Origin of the sequence: Paenibacillus sp. AD87, from assembly GCF_001659845.1 — a bacterium.
Classification (GTDB): Bacteria; Bacillota; Bacilli; order Paenibacillales; family Paenibacillaceae; genus Paenibacillus; species Paenibacillus marchantiae.
The window spans coordinates 262,750-281,517 of record NZ_LXQN01000022.1 but is presented as its reverse complement, the minus strand read 5'-3'; the positions used below and the strand labels follow the sequence as shown (position 1 = coordinate 281,517).

Annotated in this window: 20 protein-coding genes; 15 read left to right on the top strand and 5 right to left on the bottom strand. The window is 47.6% G+C overall.

Annotated features, from left to right (window positions below; translation table 11 throughout):
- Nucleotides 1-62: 62 nt before the first annotated feature.
- Entirely contained in the window at nucleotides 63-1,487 is a 1,425-nt protein-coding gene (locus gpAD87_RS29425; protein ID WP_090953953.1) for an aldehyde dehydrogenase family protein, read from the top strand.
- Nucleotides 1,488-1,855: 368 nt separating this feature from the next.
- On the top strand, nucleotides 1,856-2,671 hold the full coding sequence (locus gpAD87_RS29420) for a MerR family transcriptional regulator (RefSeq protein WP_064642432.1): 816 nt from the start codon (nucleotides 1,856-1,858) through the stop codon (nucleotides 2,669-2,671).
- A gap of 155 nt (nucleotides 2,672-2,826) precedes the next feature.
- On the opposite strand, the gene gpAD87_RS29415 is transcribed toward gpAD87_RS29420, so the two are convergent.
- On the bottom strand, nucleotides 2,827-3,315 hold the full coding sequence (locus gpAD87_RS29415) for a GAF domain-containing protein (protein ID WP_064642430.1): 489 nt from the start codon (nucleotides 3,313-3,315) through the stop codon (nucleotides 2,827-2,829).
- Nucleotides 3,316-3,501: 186 nt separating this feature from the next.
- On the opposite strand from gpAD87_RS29415, the gene gpAD87_RS29410 reads away from it, so the two are divergent.
- The 5 genes from gpAD87_RS29410 (at nucleotide 3,502) to gpAD87_RS29390 (ending at nucleotide 7,031) form a co-directional block, all read left to right on the top strand.
- The gene (locus gpAD87_RS29410) at nucleotides 3,502-3,798 is read left to right on the top strand and encodes a hypothetical protein (protein ID WP_064642428.1); all 297 of its coding nucleotides are present in this window, start codon (nucleotides 3,502-3,504) and stop codon (nucleotides 3,796-3,798) included.
- Nucleotides 3,799-3,995: 197 nt separating this feature from the next.
- The gene (locus tag gpAD87_RS29405) at nucleotides 3,996-4,568 is read left to right on the top strand and encodes a GNAT family N-acetyltransferase (protein ID WP_064642426.1); all 573 of its coding nucleotides are present in this window, start codon (nucleotides 3,996-3,998) and stop codon (nucleotides 4,566-4,568) included.
- A gap of 129 nt (nucleotides 4,569-4,697) precedes the next feature.
- Nucleotides 4,698-6,206 carry an MDR family MFS transporter gene (locus gpAD87_RS29400; RefSeq protein ID WP_082935424.1) on the top strand — a complete coding sequence of 503 codons (1,509 nt, stop codon included), beginning with the start codon at nucleotides 4,698-4,700 and terminating at the stop codon, nucleotides 6,204-6,206.
- A gap of 119 nt (nucleotides 6,207-6,325) precedes the next feature.
- Nucleotides 6,326-6,814 carry a hypothetical protein gene (locus gpAD87_RS29395; RefSeq protein WP_064642420.1) on the top strand — a complete coding sequence of 163 codons (489 nt, stop codon included), beginning with the start codon at nucleotides 6,326-6,328 and terminating at the stop codon, nucleotides 6,812-6,814.
- A gap of 34 nt (nucleotides 6,815-6,848) precedes the next feature.
- The gene (locus tag gpAD87_RS29390) at nucleotides 6,849-7,031 is read left to right on the top strand and encodes a hypothetical protein (RefSeq protein ID WP_063567815.1); all 183 of its coding nucleotides are present in this window, start codon (nucleotides 6,849-6,851) and stop codon (nucleotides 7,029-7,031) included.
- A gap of 89 nt (nucleotides 7,032-7,120) precedes the next feature.
- On the opposite strand, the gene gpAD87_RS29385 is transcribed toward gpAD87_RS29390, so the two are convergent.
- Nucleotides 7,121-7,582: a MarR family winged helix-turn-helix transcriptional regulator gene (locus tag gpAD87_RS29385; protein WP_024632985.1), complete on the bottom strand. Its 462-nt coding sequence runs from the start codon at nucleotides 7,580-7,582 to the stop codon at nucleotides 7,121-7,123.
- A 307-nt stretch (nucleotides 7,583-7,889) separates the two neighbouring features.
- Between gpAD87_RS29385 and gpAD87_RS29380 the strand changes: the two genes are divergently transcribed.
- Nucleotides 7,890-9,224: an MFS transporter gene (locus tag gpAD87_RS29380; RefSeq protein WP_231952936.1), complete on the top strand. Its 1,335-nt coding sequence runs from the start codon at nucleotides 7,890-7,892 to the stop codon at nucleotides 9,222-9,224.
- Nucleotides 9,225-9,314: 90 nt separating this feature from the next.
- Here gpAD87_RS29380 and gpAD87_RS29375 read toward each other — a convergent pair whose 3' ends face one another.
- The gene (locus tag gpAD87_RS29375) at nucleotides 9,315-9,647 is read right to left on the bottom strand and encodes a type II toxin-antitoxin system death-on-curing family toxin (protein WP_231952933.1); all 333 of its coding nucleotides are present in this window, start codon (nucleotides 9,645-9,647) and stop codon (nucleotides 9,315-9,317) included.
- A gap of 179 nt (nucleotides 9,648-9,826) precedes the next feature.
- Here gpAD87_RS29375 and gpAD87_RS29370 point away from each other — a divergent pair, with 179 nt between their 5' ends.
- The 3 genes from gpAD87_RS29370 (at nucleotide 9,827) to gpAD87_RS29360 (ending at nucleotide 12,319) form a co-directional block, all read left to right on the top strand.
- A complete protein-coding gene (locus gpAD87_RS29370; RefSeq protein ID WP_064642415.1) occupies nucleotides 9,827-10,552 on the top strand; it encodes an ABC transporter ATP-binding protein in 726 nt (241 codons plus the stop codon).
- A gap of 18 nt (nucleotides 10,553-10,570) precedes the next feature.
- The gene (locus tag gpAD87_RS29365) at nucleotides 10,571-11,821 is read left to right on the top strand and encodes an ABC transporter permease (RefSeq protein WP_064642413.1); all 1,251 of its coding nucleotides are present in this window, start codon (nucleotides 10,571-10,573) and stop codon (nucleotides 11,819-11,821) included.
- A 114-nt stretch (nucleotides 11,822-11,935) separates the two neighbouring features.
- Nucleotides 11,936-12,319: a hypothetical protein gene (locus gpAD87_RS29360; RefSeq protein ID WP_063567819.1), complete on the top strand. Its 384-nt coding sequence runs from the start codon at nucleotides 11,936-11,938 to the stop codon at nucleotides 12,317-12,319.
- A gap of 175 nt (nucleotides 12,320-12,494) precedes the next feature.
- On the opposite strand, the gene gpAD87_RS29355 is transcribed toward gpAD87_RS29360, so the two are convergent.
- Nucleotides 12,495-13,763 (bottom strand): NAD(P)/FAD-dependent oxidoreductase, encoded by a 1,269-nt coding sequence (locus gpAD87_RS29355; RefSeq protein WP_064642411.1) that lies wholly within the window; start codon nucleotides 13,761-13,763, stop codon nucleotides 12,495-12,497.
- Between the two features lie 169 nt (nucleotides 13,764-13,932).
- On the opposite strand from gpAD87_RS29355, the gene gpAD87_RS29350 reads away from it, so the two are divergent.
- The 3 genes from gpAD87_RS29350 (at nucleotide 13,933) to nadE (ending at nucleotide 17,204) form a co-directional block, all read left to right on the top strand.
- Nucleotides 13,933-15,654 (top strand): two-component system sensor histidine kinase NtrB, encoded by a 1,722-nt coding sequence (locus tag gpAD87_RS29350; protein WP_082935396.1) that lies wholly within the window; start codon nucleotides 13,933-13,935, stop codon nucleotides 15,652-15,654.
- 168 nt (nucleotides 15,655-15,822) lie between these two features.
- Nucleotides 15,823-16,257: a BrxA/BrxB family bacilliredoxin gene (locus gpAD87_RS29345; RefSeq protein WP_053779648.1), complete on the top strand. Its 435-nt coding sequence runs from the start codon at nucleotides 15,823-15,825 to the stop codon at nucleotides 16,255-16,257.
- A gap of 137 nt (nucleotides 16,258-16,394) precedes the next feature.
- A complete protein-coding gene (nadE, locus tag gpAD87_RS29340; protein ID WP_063567821.1) occupies nucleotides 16,395-17,204 on the top strand; it encodes an ammonia-dependent NAD(+) synthetase in 810 nt (269 codons plus the stop codon).
- A 99-nt stretch (nucleotides 17,205-17,303) separates the two neighbouring features.
- On the opposite strand, the gene gpAD87_RS29335 is transcribed toward nadE, so the two are convergent.
- Nucleotides 17,304-18,119: an alpha/beta hydrolase gene (locus gpAD87_RS29335; protein ID WP_064642409.1), complete on the bottom strand. Its 816-nt coding sequence runs from the start codon at nucleotides 18,117-18,119 to the stop codon at nucleotides 17,304-17,306.
- A gap of 186 nt (nucleotides 18,120-18,305) precedes the next feature.
- Here gpAD87_RS29335 and acpS point away from each other — a divergent pair, with 186 nt between their 5' ends.
- Nucleotides 18,306-18,725 (top strand): holo-ACP synthase, encoded by a 420-nt coding sequence (gene acpS / locus gpAD87_RS29330; RefSeq protein WP_064642407.1) that lies wholly within the window; start codon nucleotides 18,306-18,308, stop codon nucleotides 18,723-18,725.
- Nucleotides 18,726-18,768 lie beyond the last annotated feature (43 nt).

The following is an 18,768-nucleotide window of genomic DNA, read 5'->3' as shown; positions in this document are numbered from 1 at the left end:
TAAAGTGGTGTATAAATAGGTATGGGATAACGCTGCGTTAAACATGAATGGAGGATACAACAATGAAAAAACAACATCTGTTCATCGGGGGCAAGCCCACCGAATCAGTAGACTATATAGCACTTCAGGCACCGTACTCGAAAGAAACACTGGCAGACGTATCCTCGGCGACAGCTGAGGAAGTTGAAGCAGCGATTGCCGCCGCAGTTCAGGCAGGCAAAGAGATGCGCAGAATGCCTGCCCATCAGCGTGCAGACATCCTTTACAAGCTGTCCACCCTGCTGGAAGAACGGAAGGAAGAAGCAGCACGGATCATTGCGCTGGAGGCAGCAAAGCCGATTACTGCGGCACTCGCCGAGGTTGACCGTACGGTGGAAACGTATCGTTTCGCCGCAGAGGAAGCTAAGCGGCTCACCGGAGAGACGGTTCCTATGGATGCAGCCAAAGGCGGTGAAGGACGCGTAGGCTACACGATGAGGCAGCCTTTGGGTGTTATTGGAGCCATTACGCCGTTTAATTTTCCGATGAACCTGGTGGCTCACAAAGTAGGACCGGCACTGGCAGCAGGCAATACGATTGTGTTGAAACCTGCGGAGCAGACACCGCTGTCCTCGTATTATATTGCCAATTTGCTTCAGGAAGCGGGATTACCGGATGGCGCATTGAATGTAGTGAGTGGTGACGGCAAAACGATTGGTGATGTGCTTGTAGAACATCCTGACGTGGCCCATATTACGTTTACAGGCAGCCCGGCTGTAGGCACCAGTATTCGCAGCAAAGCCGGACTGAAACGCGTCACATTGGAGCTAGGGTCCAATGCAGCTGTCATTATTGACGCGGATGCCAATTTGGACAAGGTGGTACCGAGATGTGTGACCGGAGCTTTTACTTACCAAGGTCAGGTATGTATCTCGCTGCAGCGGATTTATGTGCATAGCGCTATCGCGGATGAGTTCATTCGTCGTTTTGCTGAAGCGGCCCAAAAAGTCGTGGTTGGAGACCCGTTGAATCCAGATACCGTTGTGTCTGCGCTCATCACATCCAAAGATGTACAGCGTACGCTGGATTGGATCGATGAAGCGAAGCAGGCAGGCGCTGAGGTGGAAACAGGCGGCGAAGCCGAGGGAGGCGTATTACGTCCAACCGTGCTTGTTAACGTTCCGCGGGATGCCAAGGTGTCTTGTCAGGAGGTCTTTGCCCCGATCGTTGTGATTAATACGGTGGATTCGGTTGAAGAAGGCATCGAGCAAGTGAATGATTCCATCTACGGGCTTCAGGCGGGTGTGTTTACCAATGATATTCATACTGCATTGCATGCAGCGGACCACATTGAAGCTGGCGGAGTAATGATTAACGATATTCCCACTTTCCGAGTGGATCATATGCCTTATGGTGGTGTGAAGCAGAGCGGGGTGGGACGTGAAGGTGTTAAATATGCTGTAGAGGAAATGACGGAATTGAAGTTTGTCATGTTTAACAAGAATTAAATATCCACTCCTAGGACGAGCGGATATTCGAGATAAAATAGAACAAGATGATCCTGTACCCGAGTTAGGGGTGCGGGATTTTTTTCTTTTCTACATTCAGCCCTTACCGTAAAAAAATACATAGCCTTTCTTTATTAACCCCGGGTTCACATCTGATGAGAAGGGTATAAATACTTATCATACCGCAAATGTACCAATTAGATGCCGTTCATATCACCGAAGCATTGTGTATCCATCCTGAGAAATGAACGGATTACTGGGGTACAGAATTGTTGGAAGTTTTATAATATCTCACTTAAATTTAAATAAAATGCAGTATGAACAAGCCTGAACCTAGGAGTTACAGGCCAGACAGGAGGTGTATTCAAATGGCATATTCCATGGTTGATGTATCCGGGATGTCCGGTGTAAGTCTGAGTGAATTGGGACAGTATGCGGAGACAGGTCTGCTGAATCCAGCCTTCGTTGGTCAAGACGAGGATATCTACTATGAGAAGCCGGAGCTGCTGAGACTACAGCAGATTCTGTTCTGTAAAGAAGTAGGCATGGAGGAGGAGGAGATCGGCCCCATGCTCAGGGATACTCCCCGTGACATGATCCGTATTATGCAGCAGCATCGGCTCGAGATGCTGGAGAAGGCACTTCATCTGCACGGAATGATTCAGACACTGGACAAAACCATCTCCTACTTACGTGGAGAGCAGGAACTGGATGAGTACGAACTGTACGCCGGGTTTTCCAACAAGGGGCGTCACCAGCTTCTAAATGAACCGACCTCTGACCAAGCGTCAAAAAATGACTATTCTGAACGGATGCAGACAGAGGACAGTCAGAAGTACAACGCCAATTCACCGGAGCAATCCACAATGCCTGATGGGCAGGAGATGAAGTCGAAGGAAGATTTTCTCGATTCACAGGCGAAGATTGACCGGATTCACTTGGACTTGCAGGGCGCTATTGAGGATGGGTTAGAACCCGGCTGCTCGGAAGTACAGCAGATTATTGGAAGACACCTGGATTGGATCAAGGATTATTACACCCCAACAGCAGAGATTTACCGGGATTTGGCCAATCTGTACGTCGAGCACAAAAATTTTCGTCAGATGTATGATGGCTACCACCCCAAGCTGGCCGAGTTTTTGCGAGATGGGATGATGATTAAAGCGGAACAGGATTTATCCTAGATGCATAAAGTATCTTGGGCGAGCAGAACATGGGTGTGAAGAAAAATAATCATAACAAAGAGCGCAGATCCTCTAGGAGGAGTGCGCTCTTTGTTATTGCATATCATCGTCAGGCCTATGAACTCTCCATCAGCTTAAGATGGTATTTCAGGCAGTTAGGATAATTCCAGCTGCTCTGTAATCAGGCTTACCGCCTTTTCCAGAAAGACACGGTCTTCATCGTCAAAACGGTTTTTGAGCGGGCTATCGATGTCGAGCACCCCGTACAATTCGCCGTTTTTGATAATTGGGACAACGATTTCACTGTTCGATGCGGCATCACAGGCGATATGGCCTGGAAAGGCATGAACATCTTCAACGACCATCGTACGTCGTTCCGCAGCAGAAGTGCCGCATACACCGCGACCAAGTGGAATACGGATGCAGGCAGGCAGTCCCTGGAATGGACCGAGTACAAGTTCTTTTCCATCATACAGATAGAATCCGACCCAATTGGTGTCGGTCATAAATACATTGAGCAACGCCGCAGCGTTTGCCAGATTGGCAATAGCGCTAGGTTCATCGCGGATCAGAGCACTTAACTGTCCCAGGACGGCGGTTTGCTGCTCGCTTCGTGTTCCTTCATAAGAAACAGCTTGAAACATGTTGAATCACCCTCCCGAGCAAAAATGGTACTTATTTTCAAGATAGTGCAGAGCCTGCGGTTAGTCAAGCGGAGGATTTCGGAAAGGGCAGGTCAGGCATGAATACACCTCCTGTTTCTCATCTTCCTGGGCGGGGTAAATACTTAGCAACCACGGCGGGCTACAACCCGGGAAGGAGCTTGGCTTATGCATGCAGAGGTACAGAATCTTTTTGTACGAATTCATCTTCTATATTTGGCTCAAAATCAGGATTTAACTGTTAGCGACGCATTGCCTCTATTGGAAGAACGGGGGTATCGCGTTGGAGAACGGGAGATCAAGCAGGAGCTTGAGCATCTGACACAGGAAAATTTCCTGACCGCCCATGGAGATCAATGGAGCCTTACCGGGACTGGCATTGAGGAGTTTAAGGAAATCATAGCCGTGTTCGGCCGGGTTAGTGACGAATTGCTGGGGACGGGCAAGAAGACGTCTACAGCCTGAACTTAAATTTGGATAAGGTATCCCGAAATAGGATACAAACTTGAGTTGATCCATACGTACAACAAGACCGGGAGCGGAAGTGGCCCGGTTTTTTGACGTGATAATGATGACTGAACAGTTGCCATTCGGTGCAGGTTATGGTTAGATGGCTATTGAATATGAGGTCTGTGGGATAGATCGGATCGGAGAGTCTTTTCATGTACAAATGCAAAGGGAGAATTCCCGAATTAGAGACAGGGCGGTTGCTTCTGCGCAAAATGCGCCGCCGAGATGCGGCCCAGATGTTCGCTTGCTGGTCAGACCGGGAAGTGACCCGTTATATGAATTTGGCGCCCATGATCGGGACAAGTGAGGCTGCGGATATGATTGGGCTGTTGAACCATATGGCAGGAGAAGAGGAGGCGATTCGCTGGGGTATTGAACTCAAGGAGACGGGCCAGCTCATCGGAAGTTGCGGATATAACACTTGGCAACTTGAAGGCGCATTCCGTGGGGAGATCGGTTATGAACTGGGGCGCGACTACTGGCGTCACGGTTATATGACGGAAGCATTTTCGGTTATGTTACCGTTTGGGTATGAGACGATGGGTCTCAATCGGATTGAAGCGCTGGTTGATCCGCGTAATCTTGCTTCGGGAGAGTTTTTGACGAACCGCGGTTTCACGCGGGAAGGCCTGCTGCGTCAGGTGCAGCATACGTCTACAGGATATAAGGATATGGTGATGTATTCCCTGTTGTACGATGAGTTTTTGCGTAAGAGAGATAAATAAAAGATGAAAAAAATCCGGGGATAACAGCGATCGAAAGGTTGTTCTGGTTCGTAGTGGGCTGTGTAAATCAATGTTCCAATTATATAGAGAATTGAAGAGAGAAGGGTTTGTGTGAATACAACCGGAGGTTTGAACCGCAGTTTCATCCTGGCGGGATTGCTGCTGGCGACTTTTTTGTCTGCAATTGAAGGTACAGTCATTGGTCCGGCAGGGCCAACCATTGTCAGTGAGCTGGGAAGTGTGCAGCTGTTGAGCTGGATTTTCACTGCTTATCTGTTGACGATGGCTGTGAGCACGCCGATTTTCGGCAAAATCAGTGATCTATACGGAAGGAAGCCAGTATTCCTGATTGGCTGTGCCTTATTCTTACTAGGCTCGCTTCTGTGCTGCCTTTCGCAGAACATGGAGCAACTGATTATTTTTCGTGCGATTCAAGGGATTGGTGCAGGTGCGGTTGTGCCTGTTACGTTTACGATTATTGGTGACATCTACCGCCTTGAAGAACGGGGCAAAATACAGGGCTGGATCAGCTCCGTGTGGGGCATTTCATCTCTGGCCGGACCGCTGCTGGGCGGTTATTTCGTAGACAATCTGGGCTGGCAGTGGATCTTTGGATTTAATTTGCCGTTCGGACTGCTGGCGATGTGGTTTGTGTTCCGTTATTTGAAGGAAGAAATGTCTCCGCGTACCGCGAAAATTGACTATATGGGTGCGTTGACCTTTACCGTTGGTATTACAGCATTGCTCTTTGTATTGTCCGCGGGTGGACAGTATTATGCCTGGAGTTCTCCTATTATTGTGGGACTGAGTATCGTAGCTGTTTTGTTTATGATTTTATTTTTTGTGGTGGAAAAAAGAGCCCAGGCCCCAATGGTACCTCTTCATCTATTCCGTATTCGGGACATCCGGGTGGCGAATATCGCCGGACTACTGACCAGTACCCTGATGATTGGCCTAACCAGTTATTTGCCACTATGGGTGCAGGGGGTTCGGGGCGGTAACGCGACTGAATCAGGATTGCTGCTTGCACCGATGTCTGTTGGCTGGCTGATTGGTAGTGTACTTGCTGGCCGTCTGCTAATGAAAATTGGATCACGCTTAACAGCGGTGATTGGATTAACCGGGATTGCCATTGGATCGGGTGGACTCTTCTTGGTCGGTGGAACATCACCCCAAGCCGTACTGTTTATTTTGACCTTTATTTACGGACTCGGCTTCGGATTTGCTTTTACAATATTCACGATCATTTCACAGTCGTCGGTTGGGTATAAAGAACGTGGATCTTCCACGGCCTTACATACCTTTATGCGTACGCTTGGACAAACCATTGGTGCAGCAGCCTTCGGCACATGGTTAAATTACCGAATTTCAACGTTGTCGAGCGAACAGCATCTGGCAGAGGCGGGGATTTCGAATGGGGACCTGAATCAACTGCTTGCTCCGCATACGAATGCCGCTCTGTCGGATGACAAATGGGCGCTACTGCGTAACGTGTTGGAAGGAAGTCTGCATTCCTTGTTTGTCATCATGTTTGTCATTGCCATTATCTCATGGGTGACGACACTGGCCTTGCGCAAACGGCTAATCGTTCCCGAAGATGCAGATACTCCGCCACAAGCACAAGCTTCAGCGAAGTAAACGAAGTGAAAAGAAAATTCATTGGATTAGGGCAGCTGTTTCTTGGCTGCTTTTTTGTTTATTATTTTCTAGAAGGGATTATCTATAATTTACAATAATGGAATGGGAGGCGAGTTAAGATGAGTAAGCAATCGCTGCAATCATTCTGGTTAATATCCTTTTCAATCAAGCTGCTGGCAGTCATTATGACTTGCATTTCGCTCTCAATTGTTGTCGGACTCATGAAATATGTTCCCTTGGCAGAACGAGCGGAACATACATATTACTATCCCTTCTGGTATACATTGATCATAAGCATTCTTATCAACTTGGCTCTTCTTCTGTTTCTGATCCTGCCTTTATCGTTAATTGCGGACAGTGTGCTTGCTTCCCTGAAAATGAACAGATCTATATCCAAGGTAATAAGTACAATCGTAGCTTATTTTCTTCTTGGTGTAGGTAGTGCGCTGTTGTTCTCCATCTTTGTGTACAGAATGCATGCCTTTCAGTATGCTGGCCCTTATCAATACGTAGTAACAACAACGTTTGTTTTTTTACTGTGGCAATCAGGTCTGGGATGGATCTTGAAAAAAATTCGTAAGCAGAAGCAGCAGACCAGCACAGGATAATATAGATATCTCATTTGGAGTAGGGGTGAGGGTGATGTTTCCCAATAATCTGAATTCGTCCAAGGAAGATGAAGCCAAAAGAAAGTACGAAGAGACTCAGAGAGAGATTGAGGGTCACAGCCGCTCAGGTCTGTCCAGTTACATTGTCGATTTGTTGATTGCAGGTGGATTGGTTGTCGCTGTCCTCACGGTGTTGATGTGGATTCTGTACCTTTGATTTGATTAATAAACAAATTCGAATAACCGGTACCGCCTATTAAGGCGAACCGGTTATTTTTAGTTTGAATCAGGTGATATGGGTGGGCCTTAACCGTTTGCGGATAAACGATCCGCACCGAGTGCAAGCCTTTCCAACAGCTCAGAAAGCAATGTCTTATCATCTTCGCTCAGACCGCTGACAGCACGATCTATTTTGTGTGCGTAGCCTGGATAGATCTCATCCATCGTACGCTGGCCTTCTTCGGTCAATTCTACGAAAATGATGCGTCTGTCCTGCGGACAGTGTTTTCGATGTAAAAGTCCCTTTTGCTCCAGCTTGTCAATGACATAAGTGACATTCCCGCTTTGCAGCAGAAGCTGTGCACCGACTTGTTGAATGGGCTGTGCTCCTTTCATATATAACACTTCGAGCACCCCGTAAGCGGTGGGGTTGAAGCCATGCACTTTGCTTCCGGATACAGCGTGTTCATTCACGCTCTTAAATGTCTGGGCCAAGGTGCGGTACAGATGAAGAGAACGTTCGGTTCCGATTTCCTGTAATTCCAGCATACTGATCCCGCCTTTTCAGATTTATTGGAGTTGATGAATTTACATTTGACGATTCAAAGGTTCGCCATATTTCTATTGTAAGCATCTGTTTGCACGAAAAACATGCGATATGTCACAAGATTTGCATTTTTAGCAATTAAAATTTAATCATTTTTCGTATTGTCAGCATTCATGAGATTTGAAAATAAGTACTGAGAAAATCATCCTGAAGGCGCCGCGTCCTCTCCGTCTCTGGCAGGAGGTTGGAACTCCGCCTGCTCTCTATAATAAATTCATATCATGAATGGGTTGAGGGCGGAGGAGAAGAATGATGGCAAATGGATTAACGATGCAGGAACGAAGACCCCTGAAGCACAATCGATCTTTTATCACTTTGATGGCTGCGCAGGCTATCTCCAATCTGGGAGACTGGCTGCACCTGCTTGCGATCCTTACGCTGGTGGGCATTCGCTGGAATGCCACGCCATGGGAGATTACATTCACCACGCTCTGTGCAGCATTGCCTGTCTTACTTACAGGTCCATTTGCAGGGGCACTGGCGGACCGGGTCAATCGCAAGTGGCTGATGATCGGCGCAGACGGTGCGCGAATTGTGATCGTTGGAGGGCTCATTTTTGCGGATCAAATCTGGCATGTGTATGTATTGCTTATTCTCAAGTCTTTATTCGATGTGGTGTTCTCACCGGCCAAGAACGGCAAGCTTAAGGAGATTGTGCCGCAGGAGCAATTGGGGCAGGCGGTGTCCATCAGCTCGGTGATTGAACAGATGTCCAAAATTATCGGTCCGGCTCTTGGCGGGCTGTTGGTTGCCGCTTTTGGGATCACCTGGTGTTTCGTGTTGGATTCCGCGTCCTTTCTGATCTCAGGCATTATTTTGCTATGGATTCCTGGAGCACGAGTGATCCAATCTGTGAATCAGAACGTAGAACAAGTAAGGGAAGAGACAGCAGGTGTTGCTCCAGCAGGTAAAAAAGCTACGTTTATGAAAGATACAATGGAAGGCATCCGCATGCTCGCATCTCTTCCTCATGTGGGTACCTCTTTAGTCCTGCTTGCCTCAGCCCTTCTGTTTCTGCAATTTGCGGATTCCCAGACGGTAGTCCTGTTCAGACAGCTTCCTGGTATTTCAAGTGATCTGCTCGGATGGTGTGTCGCGGCTAGCGGTGTTGGGACGTTAATTGCAGCGATGAGTGTTCAGAAGTGGAAGAAGGCGGGGCATGTAATCAAGATGGGTCTTGGAACATCATTGATGGGTCTTGTCATTGGTGGAGTAGGCATGATCGTAGGAGTATGGCCGCATGCTGGTCTTGGCGCTAATTTACTGCTGATATCGTTATTTGCCTTGGCAGGTGTGGGGGTTGGGTTTGCCATTGTTCCGTTCCAAATTCTACTTCAGGAGCAAACGCCTGAATCTATGACAGGGCGTGTGTTTGGAACGGTTGGCAGCATCATGACGGCCAGTAACATCATGGGTCCGGTGGTAGGTGGATTTCTGGTGACCTCATTCGGAGTTATTCCGGCTTTTATCAGTTCAGGCATTTTGCTGACGTTGCTTGGCGTGATTTATGTAGCGATTCGTAGGCGAAAAAAGAACGATATGGACGGGAGTCTTACAGCAAACTACATGATTACAGGTGAGTGAAACGAGTATGCAAATATGAGATTTTCACTGTAATATAAAGAAGCAGGGGATCCAGATCCCCTGCTTTTTTTCGTTTATTATAAAATAATGCTACCGCACTACTGAATGGTCCTTTAATATAGTTGCGATGCTTTCAAATGAGTGCTTTCCCTCTGCAATATTGACCACGAACTCTACTGCAAATTGACGTTCCATTTGGAGATGGTAACCATTCAACATCAAAAACGATATGGTCACGAGATAAGCTGTCCTTTTGTTCCCATTTTGAAAGCAGTGATTTTTAACTAAAGACTCTAATAAAGCACTAGCTTTATCGAATATAGAAGGATAGGCATCTTCTCCAAACAAAGTTTGTTGGGGGCTATTTACAGCAGAGTCCAACAAAGAATAGTTCTTCACTCCAGCTTGTGCTGTGTCATTCATCCTCTTCAAAAACATCAAAAAAAGCTTCCAGTACTTCAGGTCTCACATTTTCAGGTATTTTCACAGTATGATCCAACTTAAGAACAAAAGCTTAAAATGATCAAACAATTCCTCACGAACTCGATTACAATATCAATAAAGAACCAAACAAGCACCTGACAGGACAGGGAGTGAATGATATGGAAAACGAAGATACAGCCGCACAGGAGTCCATATTGGACGTACATATTACGGAAGCAGGATATGAGGCGGGGCAATCCACGATAAGGAACATCCGATTACACGTGGCGCCGGGGGAACTGGTGGGTATTATCGGACCGAATGGGGCTGGCAAAAGTACTACCATCAAAACATTACTTGGCCTGCTTGAACATGCGAAGTATGAAGTAACCATTGGGGGAGACGGACGTTATGCCTATATCCCGGAACAACCTGTGTTTTACGAATATATGACCCTGTGGGAACATCTCGATCTGGCAGCGGCTGCCTATGAGATGGAGGAAGAGGTCTTTGTCTCCAGGGCGGAGGAGATGTTGGTTCGATTCGGCATGGACCACGTCCGCAATGATCTTCCGACCAGTTTCTCCAAGGGGATGCGGCAGAAAATGATGCTGATGATTGGCTTCCTGTCCTCGCCGGATGTATATATTGTGGACGAGCCTTTCATCGGGCTGGACCCACGCGCAACCAAGGATTTTCTGAAGTTGCTGGACGATGAGCGCCGCCGTGGTGCGGGTGTTCTTATGTCAACGCATGTACTGGATACCGCTGAGCGAATCTGTGATCGGTTTATTCTTATTCATTCCGGGCGCTCTGCTGCCGAAGGAACACTGGACGAAATACGAGCAATCGCAGAATTGCCGGATGCCTCGTTGTTTGATTGTTTTGACACACTGACATCCTAACCGGGAAAGGGGAGAAAGATGGAGACCTCTCGAGCATACACGCCACTTGGTTTATATAGACGCAGACGCAAGGAGCATTTCAATGAACAATTGAAAAACCTGAAACTGGTAGTAGATTGGACGGTATGGGTATACCTCCTTATTCCGGGTGTGCTGTATTTCAGCGGATGGTACGTGACTTTATGGTCCAAACCACTGCCAACATGGGCGACCGGATTAACGCTGCCTACACTGACAGGACTGATCGACGTCATTATGCTTACAGGTGGAATTCTTATATTTGTAGAGGAAGCGGATGTGTTATTCCTGAAGTCGCGGTCGCTGTGGATGCGTACATTGATGAAACAAGGGATCTACCGGGCTTGCTTGCAGCATTTGGGTAAAATGATTGCAATTACGGCGTTGACTTCACCACTATGGTCCCGTGTGTATGACATGTCATTTATCCATATCGCACTAATAGCGATTTGGTTTGGCGCAGTAGCTTCATTCCAGGTCATTGTACTTCATATGACGAAAGTACGTTATACCGGATGGAGACGCTGGATTCGCATGATCCCTTTAGCAGTTGCCATGGGCATTATCATGATTGGGGTAACATCCTGGATGCATGGACACATCTGGACACTGTTTGCAGGTATTGTGGCCGCAATCCTTCTTCTGATTTTGGTTGGCCGATTGAGGCTGGAGATAAAGGGAACCTTTGAGGGCGATGTGCGTGAAGATTTACGAGAAAGGCTAAAGTTCACAGCCCTTTTACTGAGTCGATCTGTAACCAAACCGAAAGCGCTACGCACCCGGACGATCATATTCCGCAAGCAGCGCAAGTTGCTGCGTCATCGAACGATCTCTAATCGGACAGCTGAGACGGCATTCAAAGCATTTTTTCGTAACTCCTCGACCATGAAATTGTACTTGCAGCTTGGCGGCCTTTCGATCGCTGCCGTTGCTTTACCACCTTTCCCGGTCAATGTAATTGTGTGTGGCTTGTTGGTCATCATGTTGAGCGTACTTTTTTATCGTTCCTGGGAGGTATTTGCAACCTCGGAGTACGTTCAGCTTGTATCCTATGATTCCGAGGCGTTAAATCTTGCAGGTGTGACCATGGTACGGATGTTGTTCGTTCCGCTAGGGATTCTAATGGGATTTTCACTGGGAGCAGCCTGGCTAGGCTGGCTGGAAGGTATCGTTACGGCTGCGGCTGTCGTGGCATTTGGGCTGTTTGTCCTGTCTATAACAGGCTGGATTCGTTACATCCGATCCGCTTAGTTGATATTCTTCCTTGTTCAGTAGCATATCAGATGAAGTAACTGACCATGCTATAGGAGACGGGTCTTACGATTTTGAAAGTAAGGGATCGGCTCTCGCAAGGAGGAAAAAATCATGTTGGATGATAGTGAACTTCAGGTACATTTTGCAGACAATGCAGCGTTGCTCGCGGCGCAGGCAACTTTGGAGGAACTGGGGTATAAGCCATACCAGTCAGGACCGCTTGAATTGTACATTCCTACAGATCGACAGGATACGCTATCTGCTGTGGAAATCGTACAGTCACACGGAGGAAGTGCGGTGTTTCTCTCCGAAACAGATGGATTGGATCAGTTTCAGAATATATCCATTCCGGCTCATCTTGTGAATGAAGATTGGAATGAAGGTTATGCGAGCGGAACCCAGGGGGGCAATCCCGAACAGGAGATGTCTAACCGGGATGAAGATCCGACATTCGATGATTCAGTGGATGGTTTCTCGGGCAGTGTGAAGGCGTAAATGCAACAGGGGCAACGATGCTGCTTGCCTTGTTGGTGACAGTGATTCTGGAATGCGTACATTTCAAAAAAACCTCGATACCCCGCCGATAGCGGGATGTCGAGGTTTTTTCATGCTCTTAATAAACTTACGTGATGTGGACCCTAACTCTGTCCATCAACATCCTATGTTCAAGTCATGAGCGAGCGTTTTTATACTCTGCAGCATGCATGCCAGCCGTGTACCCCGTAGAGAAGGCAGCGGTAATATTATAGCCTCCCGTGTAGCCGTGAATATCCAAAACTTCACCGCAAAAGAATAGTCCCGGCAGCAGCTTGGATTCCATTGTTTTGGGGTATATTTCCTTTAAGTGGATTCCCCCACCAGTCACAAAGGCTTCTTTGAGAGAACGAGTTCCGTCTACGCGGAAGGTGAAATCTTTCATTAACCCCACTAATGCACTTAACATGCCTTTGGGGAAATGGTGAAATGTGAGGTCTTCGCTGATCTCTGTACGCTTCATCATCAATGGAATCATGCGCTCAGGAACCCATGTTTTGAGTATGTTTTTGACGGCCTTTCGGGATTCCTGCTCCAGCACCTGCTGAACCTGGGCTTCCAGAGCACCGGGGGACAGATCGGGGAACAGATCAATACTCATCGTGACCTGAGGGTTCCCAGATTTCATTTGCACCTTGCGAATGAACTGGCTGCAACGAAGCGCGATCGGTCCTGATACGCCGAAATGGGTGAAGATCATATCTCCGCGATGGGAGATAACCGATTTGCCTTTGGCATCTAGAACAGATAACCCGACATCCCGCAAGGACAAGCCTTGCAGTTCTTTGGATTGAATCCAGCTCTCGCCAGATACAATCGGTACTTCTGTCGGATACAGCTCTGTAATCGTATGTCCAGCCGCTTCAGCCCAAGGGTAGCCATCCCCGGTTGATCCGGTTTGAGGGACTGATTTACCCCCGGTAGCCATAATAACAGAGCGTGCAAGTACCGTTGTGCCAGAAGCTAGCTTCACGCCCTGCACGTGTTGATCGTTCTGAATTAATTCCTTAACCGGCTGTTTGGTGCGAATCTCTACCCCAAGGGAAACAATTTTACCTACCAACGCATCAACGACCGTTTTGGCTTTATCGGTTACCGGGAACATTCTCCCGTTATCCTCCTCTTTCAGGGCAATACCGAGATTTTCAAAAAACCGCATGATTCCCTGATTGTCCAGATTCTGAAATGAACTATATAAAAAGCGTCCATTGCCCGGAATATGCCGGATTAGTTCATCCGTCTCCTTGGCATTGGTCACATTGCAGCGACCGCCGCCAGAGATCCCGAGTTTACGGCCGAGTTGATCTCCTTTATCCAGCAGAAGCACTGAGGCTCCATGCTCAGCAGCGGCAACACAGGCCATGAGGCCCGCAGATCCACCGCCAATTACAATGACATCATACATGCATTATTACCCTCTTTTTTCATTGATTTTGTCTGTTTTCCGAAAACCCTGTCTACTCCTGCCTGTTTATGAAACAATACAAATGTATTAGCAGTTCTATTATGCAGTCTTAAGGGATATATTGTAATATACTGTCGCCTATGTTTTAATCAGAAATACATGAGGGAATGTGCAGGCAGAGGAGGGAGATGGCATTGTGGTTGCGTTGAAGGACATTCTTTTACAAATACTGCTTGCAGGAACTGCGGTATTCCTGATTCCATTATTGCACTTGGGGCTCTCCAAGCAAGCGGTCGCCAAGGCAGGATATCATAGGATGGTACAGACCAGTTTTGCCGCTACCAGTGTGGTGAGCATGTTGCTATGTCTGCTTTTTGCCCACTATGGGAGTCCGGTGTCAGTTCCCATCTCCTTGGGCATTGTGCCCCTGACGCTAGTCATATTGTATTGCAGGCCTCGCATTGGTCTAACGCTGTCTCTTCTCCAGATACTCTTCTATTTTCTCTTTGCGCATCCCTATAATTTGTACGGATTTCTACTTCAAACGGGCATCCTTCTCTATCCTATTGTATGGTTGTCAGCCAAACGATTCAAGCATTATACACGTTCACGCAAAATGGCAACAATTATCGCCTTAATAACGGCAGAGCTGGTTGTGTCCAGTGTACTGTATATTCCATTGATGGAAAGCCAGCACATATTCTCAATAGTACAGTGGGTATTGCTAGCGCTGGGATATACGATCGGTGCAGTTATTGCTGGAAGTCTTAGTATGCTCTGGATTGAACAGATGCAACATCACCGGGGGCTAGAGCAACATTTGTCCGAAGTTCATCATAGATACATAGCCGAAACGGAAAAGCTTAACCAAATTCTGAATGCCGTTCCTTTGTCCATCGCAACCGTAGATAAGGAAGGGACCGTGCAGTTCGTCAATGATACGATGGAGCAAACGGCGCGGGATCAACTGCCTTGCACAACCACACCAGATTTGATTGGGCAACCAGCGAGTCAGTTTGTCGAACAAGCCCAGGCAGACAAGATGGAGAGCAGTATTCGTAAAGCCATTGTTCATGGAGAAGTGAGTGGGCTAACAGTGCGTTACGGTTCAAACGTGTTCCAATCCCGGACGGTTCCCATATACGCGTATTCAGCAGAACTGCCAAGAGAGGCTACCGGAGCCATGTTGATCATTCAGGATATTACTGAGCTTGAAATGCTGCGGAGCGAGCTCGATAATGTGGATCGCCTCAGTCTTGTCGGCCAAATGGCTGCAAGTATTACCCATGAAGTAAGGAATCCGATGGCGGTTGTGCGTGGTTTTCTTCAATTAATGCAGGAAAAGAGTCCAGAGTCCCTGGATCACTATTACCGGATCGTTCTGGAAGAGCTTGATCGGGCGAATAGCATTATTAATGATTTTCTGTCATTGGCTCAGAATCGAATTGCCGAGAAAGAAGAATCCCAGCTGCATGATATCATCCATGAACTAAGTCCTTTGTTATGGGCGGATGCAAATTTGCGAGGTCAGAGTATTGAATTTATGCTGGCTCACAATGTGCCGAAGCTGCATCTGAATTCAAAGGAAATCAAACAAGTGGTACTTAATCTGGCTCGTAACGGGATGGAAGCCATGAATGAAAAAGGGGTACTTACACTTGAGACCCGGTTGGTGGATGACACCGTGGAGCTGTGTGTGCGAGATACAGGCCCAGGAATACCTAGAGTGAAGCAGGAGAAGCTGTTCGAACCTTTTTTTACGACCAAGGCCAAAGGAACCGGACTGGGATTATCCATGTGTCTGAGTATTGTTGAACGGCATAACGGAACCATTACCGTCGAATCGGAGGAAGGGCAGGGTACAACTTTCAAGGTTGCATTTCAACGCTGAACTTTAAGCATGTTTTGCCAAGGAATGAGACATAATATTGAAGGAGAAGCCTTTCCGCAGGCGGTGTTTGAACCTTGCTTTCATTGATTAGGGATGTATAATAGGAATAGCACAAAAGCATTTAATTTTTTAAATAATAGAACTCACATGTTTAAGGAGTGAAACCGAATGTCTATGTCATTTGATCAATACATGAAAGATATGGTTCAACCGATGCGGGATGATCTGACTCGTTTGGGAATTCAGGAGTTGCGTACTCCAGAAGAAGTTGAAGCAAGTTTGCCGGATGCCAAAGGAACCGCTCTGGTTGTCATTAACTCGGTTTGCGGATGTGCCGCAGGTCAATGCCGTCCAGGTGTATCCCAAGCACTTCAACATGATATTACACCAGACCACCTGTACACAGTATTTGCTGGTCAGGACAAAGAAGCTACAGCAAAAGCACGTGAATACTTTGCACCGTATCCTCCATCTTCACCTTCCATCGCTCTGATGAAAGACGGAGAACTCGTTCACTTTATTGAGCGTCATCAAGTGGAAGATCGTTCTGCGGAGGAAATTGCGGCTGAACTCACAAGTGTGTTTGACCGTTACTGCCGTTAATTAGCTCAAGCAACGCCCCGCCTTTCGGATGACCGATGCCGGGGCGTTTCATTTTGAGCGAATAGGGTTATTGAACCATTCGAACCTTTCAAAATGGACATCAAATTTCATTAATTTAGAAACGGGGTGTGTGAACGATGAGTTTGCAACAACAGATCATCGCTGAATTGAAGGTTAAACCAAGCATTAATGAAGAAGAGGAAGTGCGCAAGCGCGTGGACTTTCTCAAAACCTATGTGAAAAATGCCAATTCCAAAGGGTTGCTTATTGCAATCAGTGGCGGGATTGACAGCGCTGTAGCTACGGCACTTTGCAAAAAAGCAACGGACGAGCTTACAGCTGAAGAGAATAAGGAATACAAAACGCTGGGTGTATTCCAGCCTTACGGTGAGCAATCGGACATTGACCATAGCTATGCTGTAGCAAAAGCCTACGACCTGAAGCACGTTGTGGAAACCAACATTGAAGATGCAGTGAACGAAATCGCACTCGAAGTGGAACAAGGTTTCAAATCCATGGGTAGCCCGCGTCATATGACTCACCAAGGCAAAGGGAACGTGAAAGCGAGAACCCGTATGGTGATGCAATATGCTCTGTCCTTTGAGGAAAACCTGTTGGTTGTCGGAACAGACCATGCTTCTGAAGCCATTACGGGCTTCTACACCAAATGGGGTGACGGCGCCGTGGATATTACACCACTGAGCAGCCTGAACAAACGTCAAGTGCGTCAGCTGGCTGCGTATTTGAACGTGCCACAGGCCATTTTGGACAAGGCTCCATCAGCAGGACTCTGGGAAGGCCAGACCGATGAAGATGAACTGGGCATTTCGTATGAAGCGAACAGTGACTATCTGGAAGGCAAACAAATTGATCCGGCTGCACAGGAACGTCTTGAAGCATTCTACACACGTACCCATCACAAACGTAATGCCATTCCTGGCATCTAATATGGATTGCAAGCATGCCATGATCTGATATGGGCAATGCAAGTATCTGAACAGCAAAGAGTCACTGCATAAGGCAGCGACTCTTTTTGTTATGCAAGATTAGTTAATCCAAGTTGCGATCTGGCGAAGTGTTTCGGCGATCGCCTGCTCAAGCTGCTTCGTCGATTCCTTGAATGGATGCACAGTATTAAAAGTATGATTACCGCCGGGAATCTGGTGCCACGGGATATCCGGGCGAGCCTGAACCAGTGCGGCCGAGCCGTCACGCAGCCGTGTGCCGTCCTCTGTTCCCTGAATAAGTGCCACACGCAGAGGGGAAGAAGCCAAACGATCAATGATGGCGTAACGCTCCTTATGCACGTCCAAGTCTTCCAGAATGGACACGTCCAGAGGCATCTGCTGGCCAGTTCGCCCGTTCGTGACATGGCTGCGGCCCTGTGTGCGCATTTCTTCTTTTTGCTCAGGGGTAAAGAGATCCAAGTTGGTTACACCGTTCCAGGAGAGTACACCTGCAATCTGTTCGGGATGATCCAGCGCGTACACGAGGCTTACGCCTGCACCGCGGCTATGTCCAAGTAGAAATACCGGCAGTCCGTGGAGTTCTGGCTGTGTGGACACATAATCAAGCAGTGTTGCCAAGTCGGCAAGCTCCCGGCTGTACGTATTGACTGCAAACTTTTCAAGTTCAGAAAATTGCTCTAGATCTTCTCCAACTCCGTTGTGAGAGAAATTGAAGGTCAGGACGTGATAGTTCTCGCTTAGCTGGGATGCAGTGTAGGGGAACATGCCCCAGTCTTTGAAGCCTTTGTAACCGTGAGCTAGGATAATGATTCCTTGAGCGGGTTGCCGTGCAGTGAATATATTTCCGCGAATGACGGCATCTTCGCCTGCAGGCAGTTCAAATGCTGTGGACATATCTTATTCCTCCTAAAGTTTCTTCTATTCCCGATTCATATTTTAACATAAATGGTAATGTGGACGAAGGTACTCGCATCCATGCGCGCCTCCTGCTACAATAGAATACGTGTTCGGATAAGTTACGGATCAGATGACCGAATGGAGATCGTTTACAGCATAAAAGGTTAAGCGGGTGAAGCGTTAATGATATATGGCATTGGAAATGACGTACTGGAGATTGGGCGTATGCGCAGGCTGTTGTCAGGTCAACACGCCGAAGCGTTTATGAAGCGGATTTTAACGCATGCAGAGCAGGAGATTGCGGAGCATCGGGGAAAACGGATGGTGGAGTTTGTATCTGGTCGATTTGCAGCGAAGGAAGCTGTGTCCAAGGCATTTGGCTGCGGCATTGGAAGCATGATGAGTTTTACCGACATTGAAGTGCTGCCTGATGCGAAAGGACGTCCCGTTGCCACACTGTCTGATGAAGCGTGGGAACGACTGCAACTGCCATACGGCAAGCAGTATGATATTCACTTGAGTATTACTCACCAGACGGAGCTGGCTGCGGCCTTTGCTATTGTAGAGCAGATGGGGGAGACGTTGCCTGAATCTGAACAGTAACAATGTGGGAGAACGTGTGAAGAACGTAAGCATGGTAACAGGA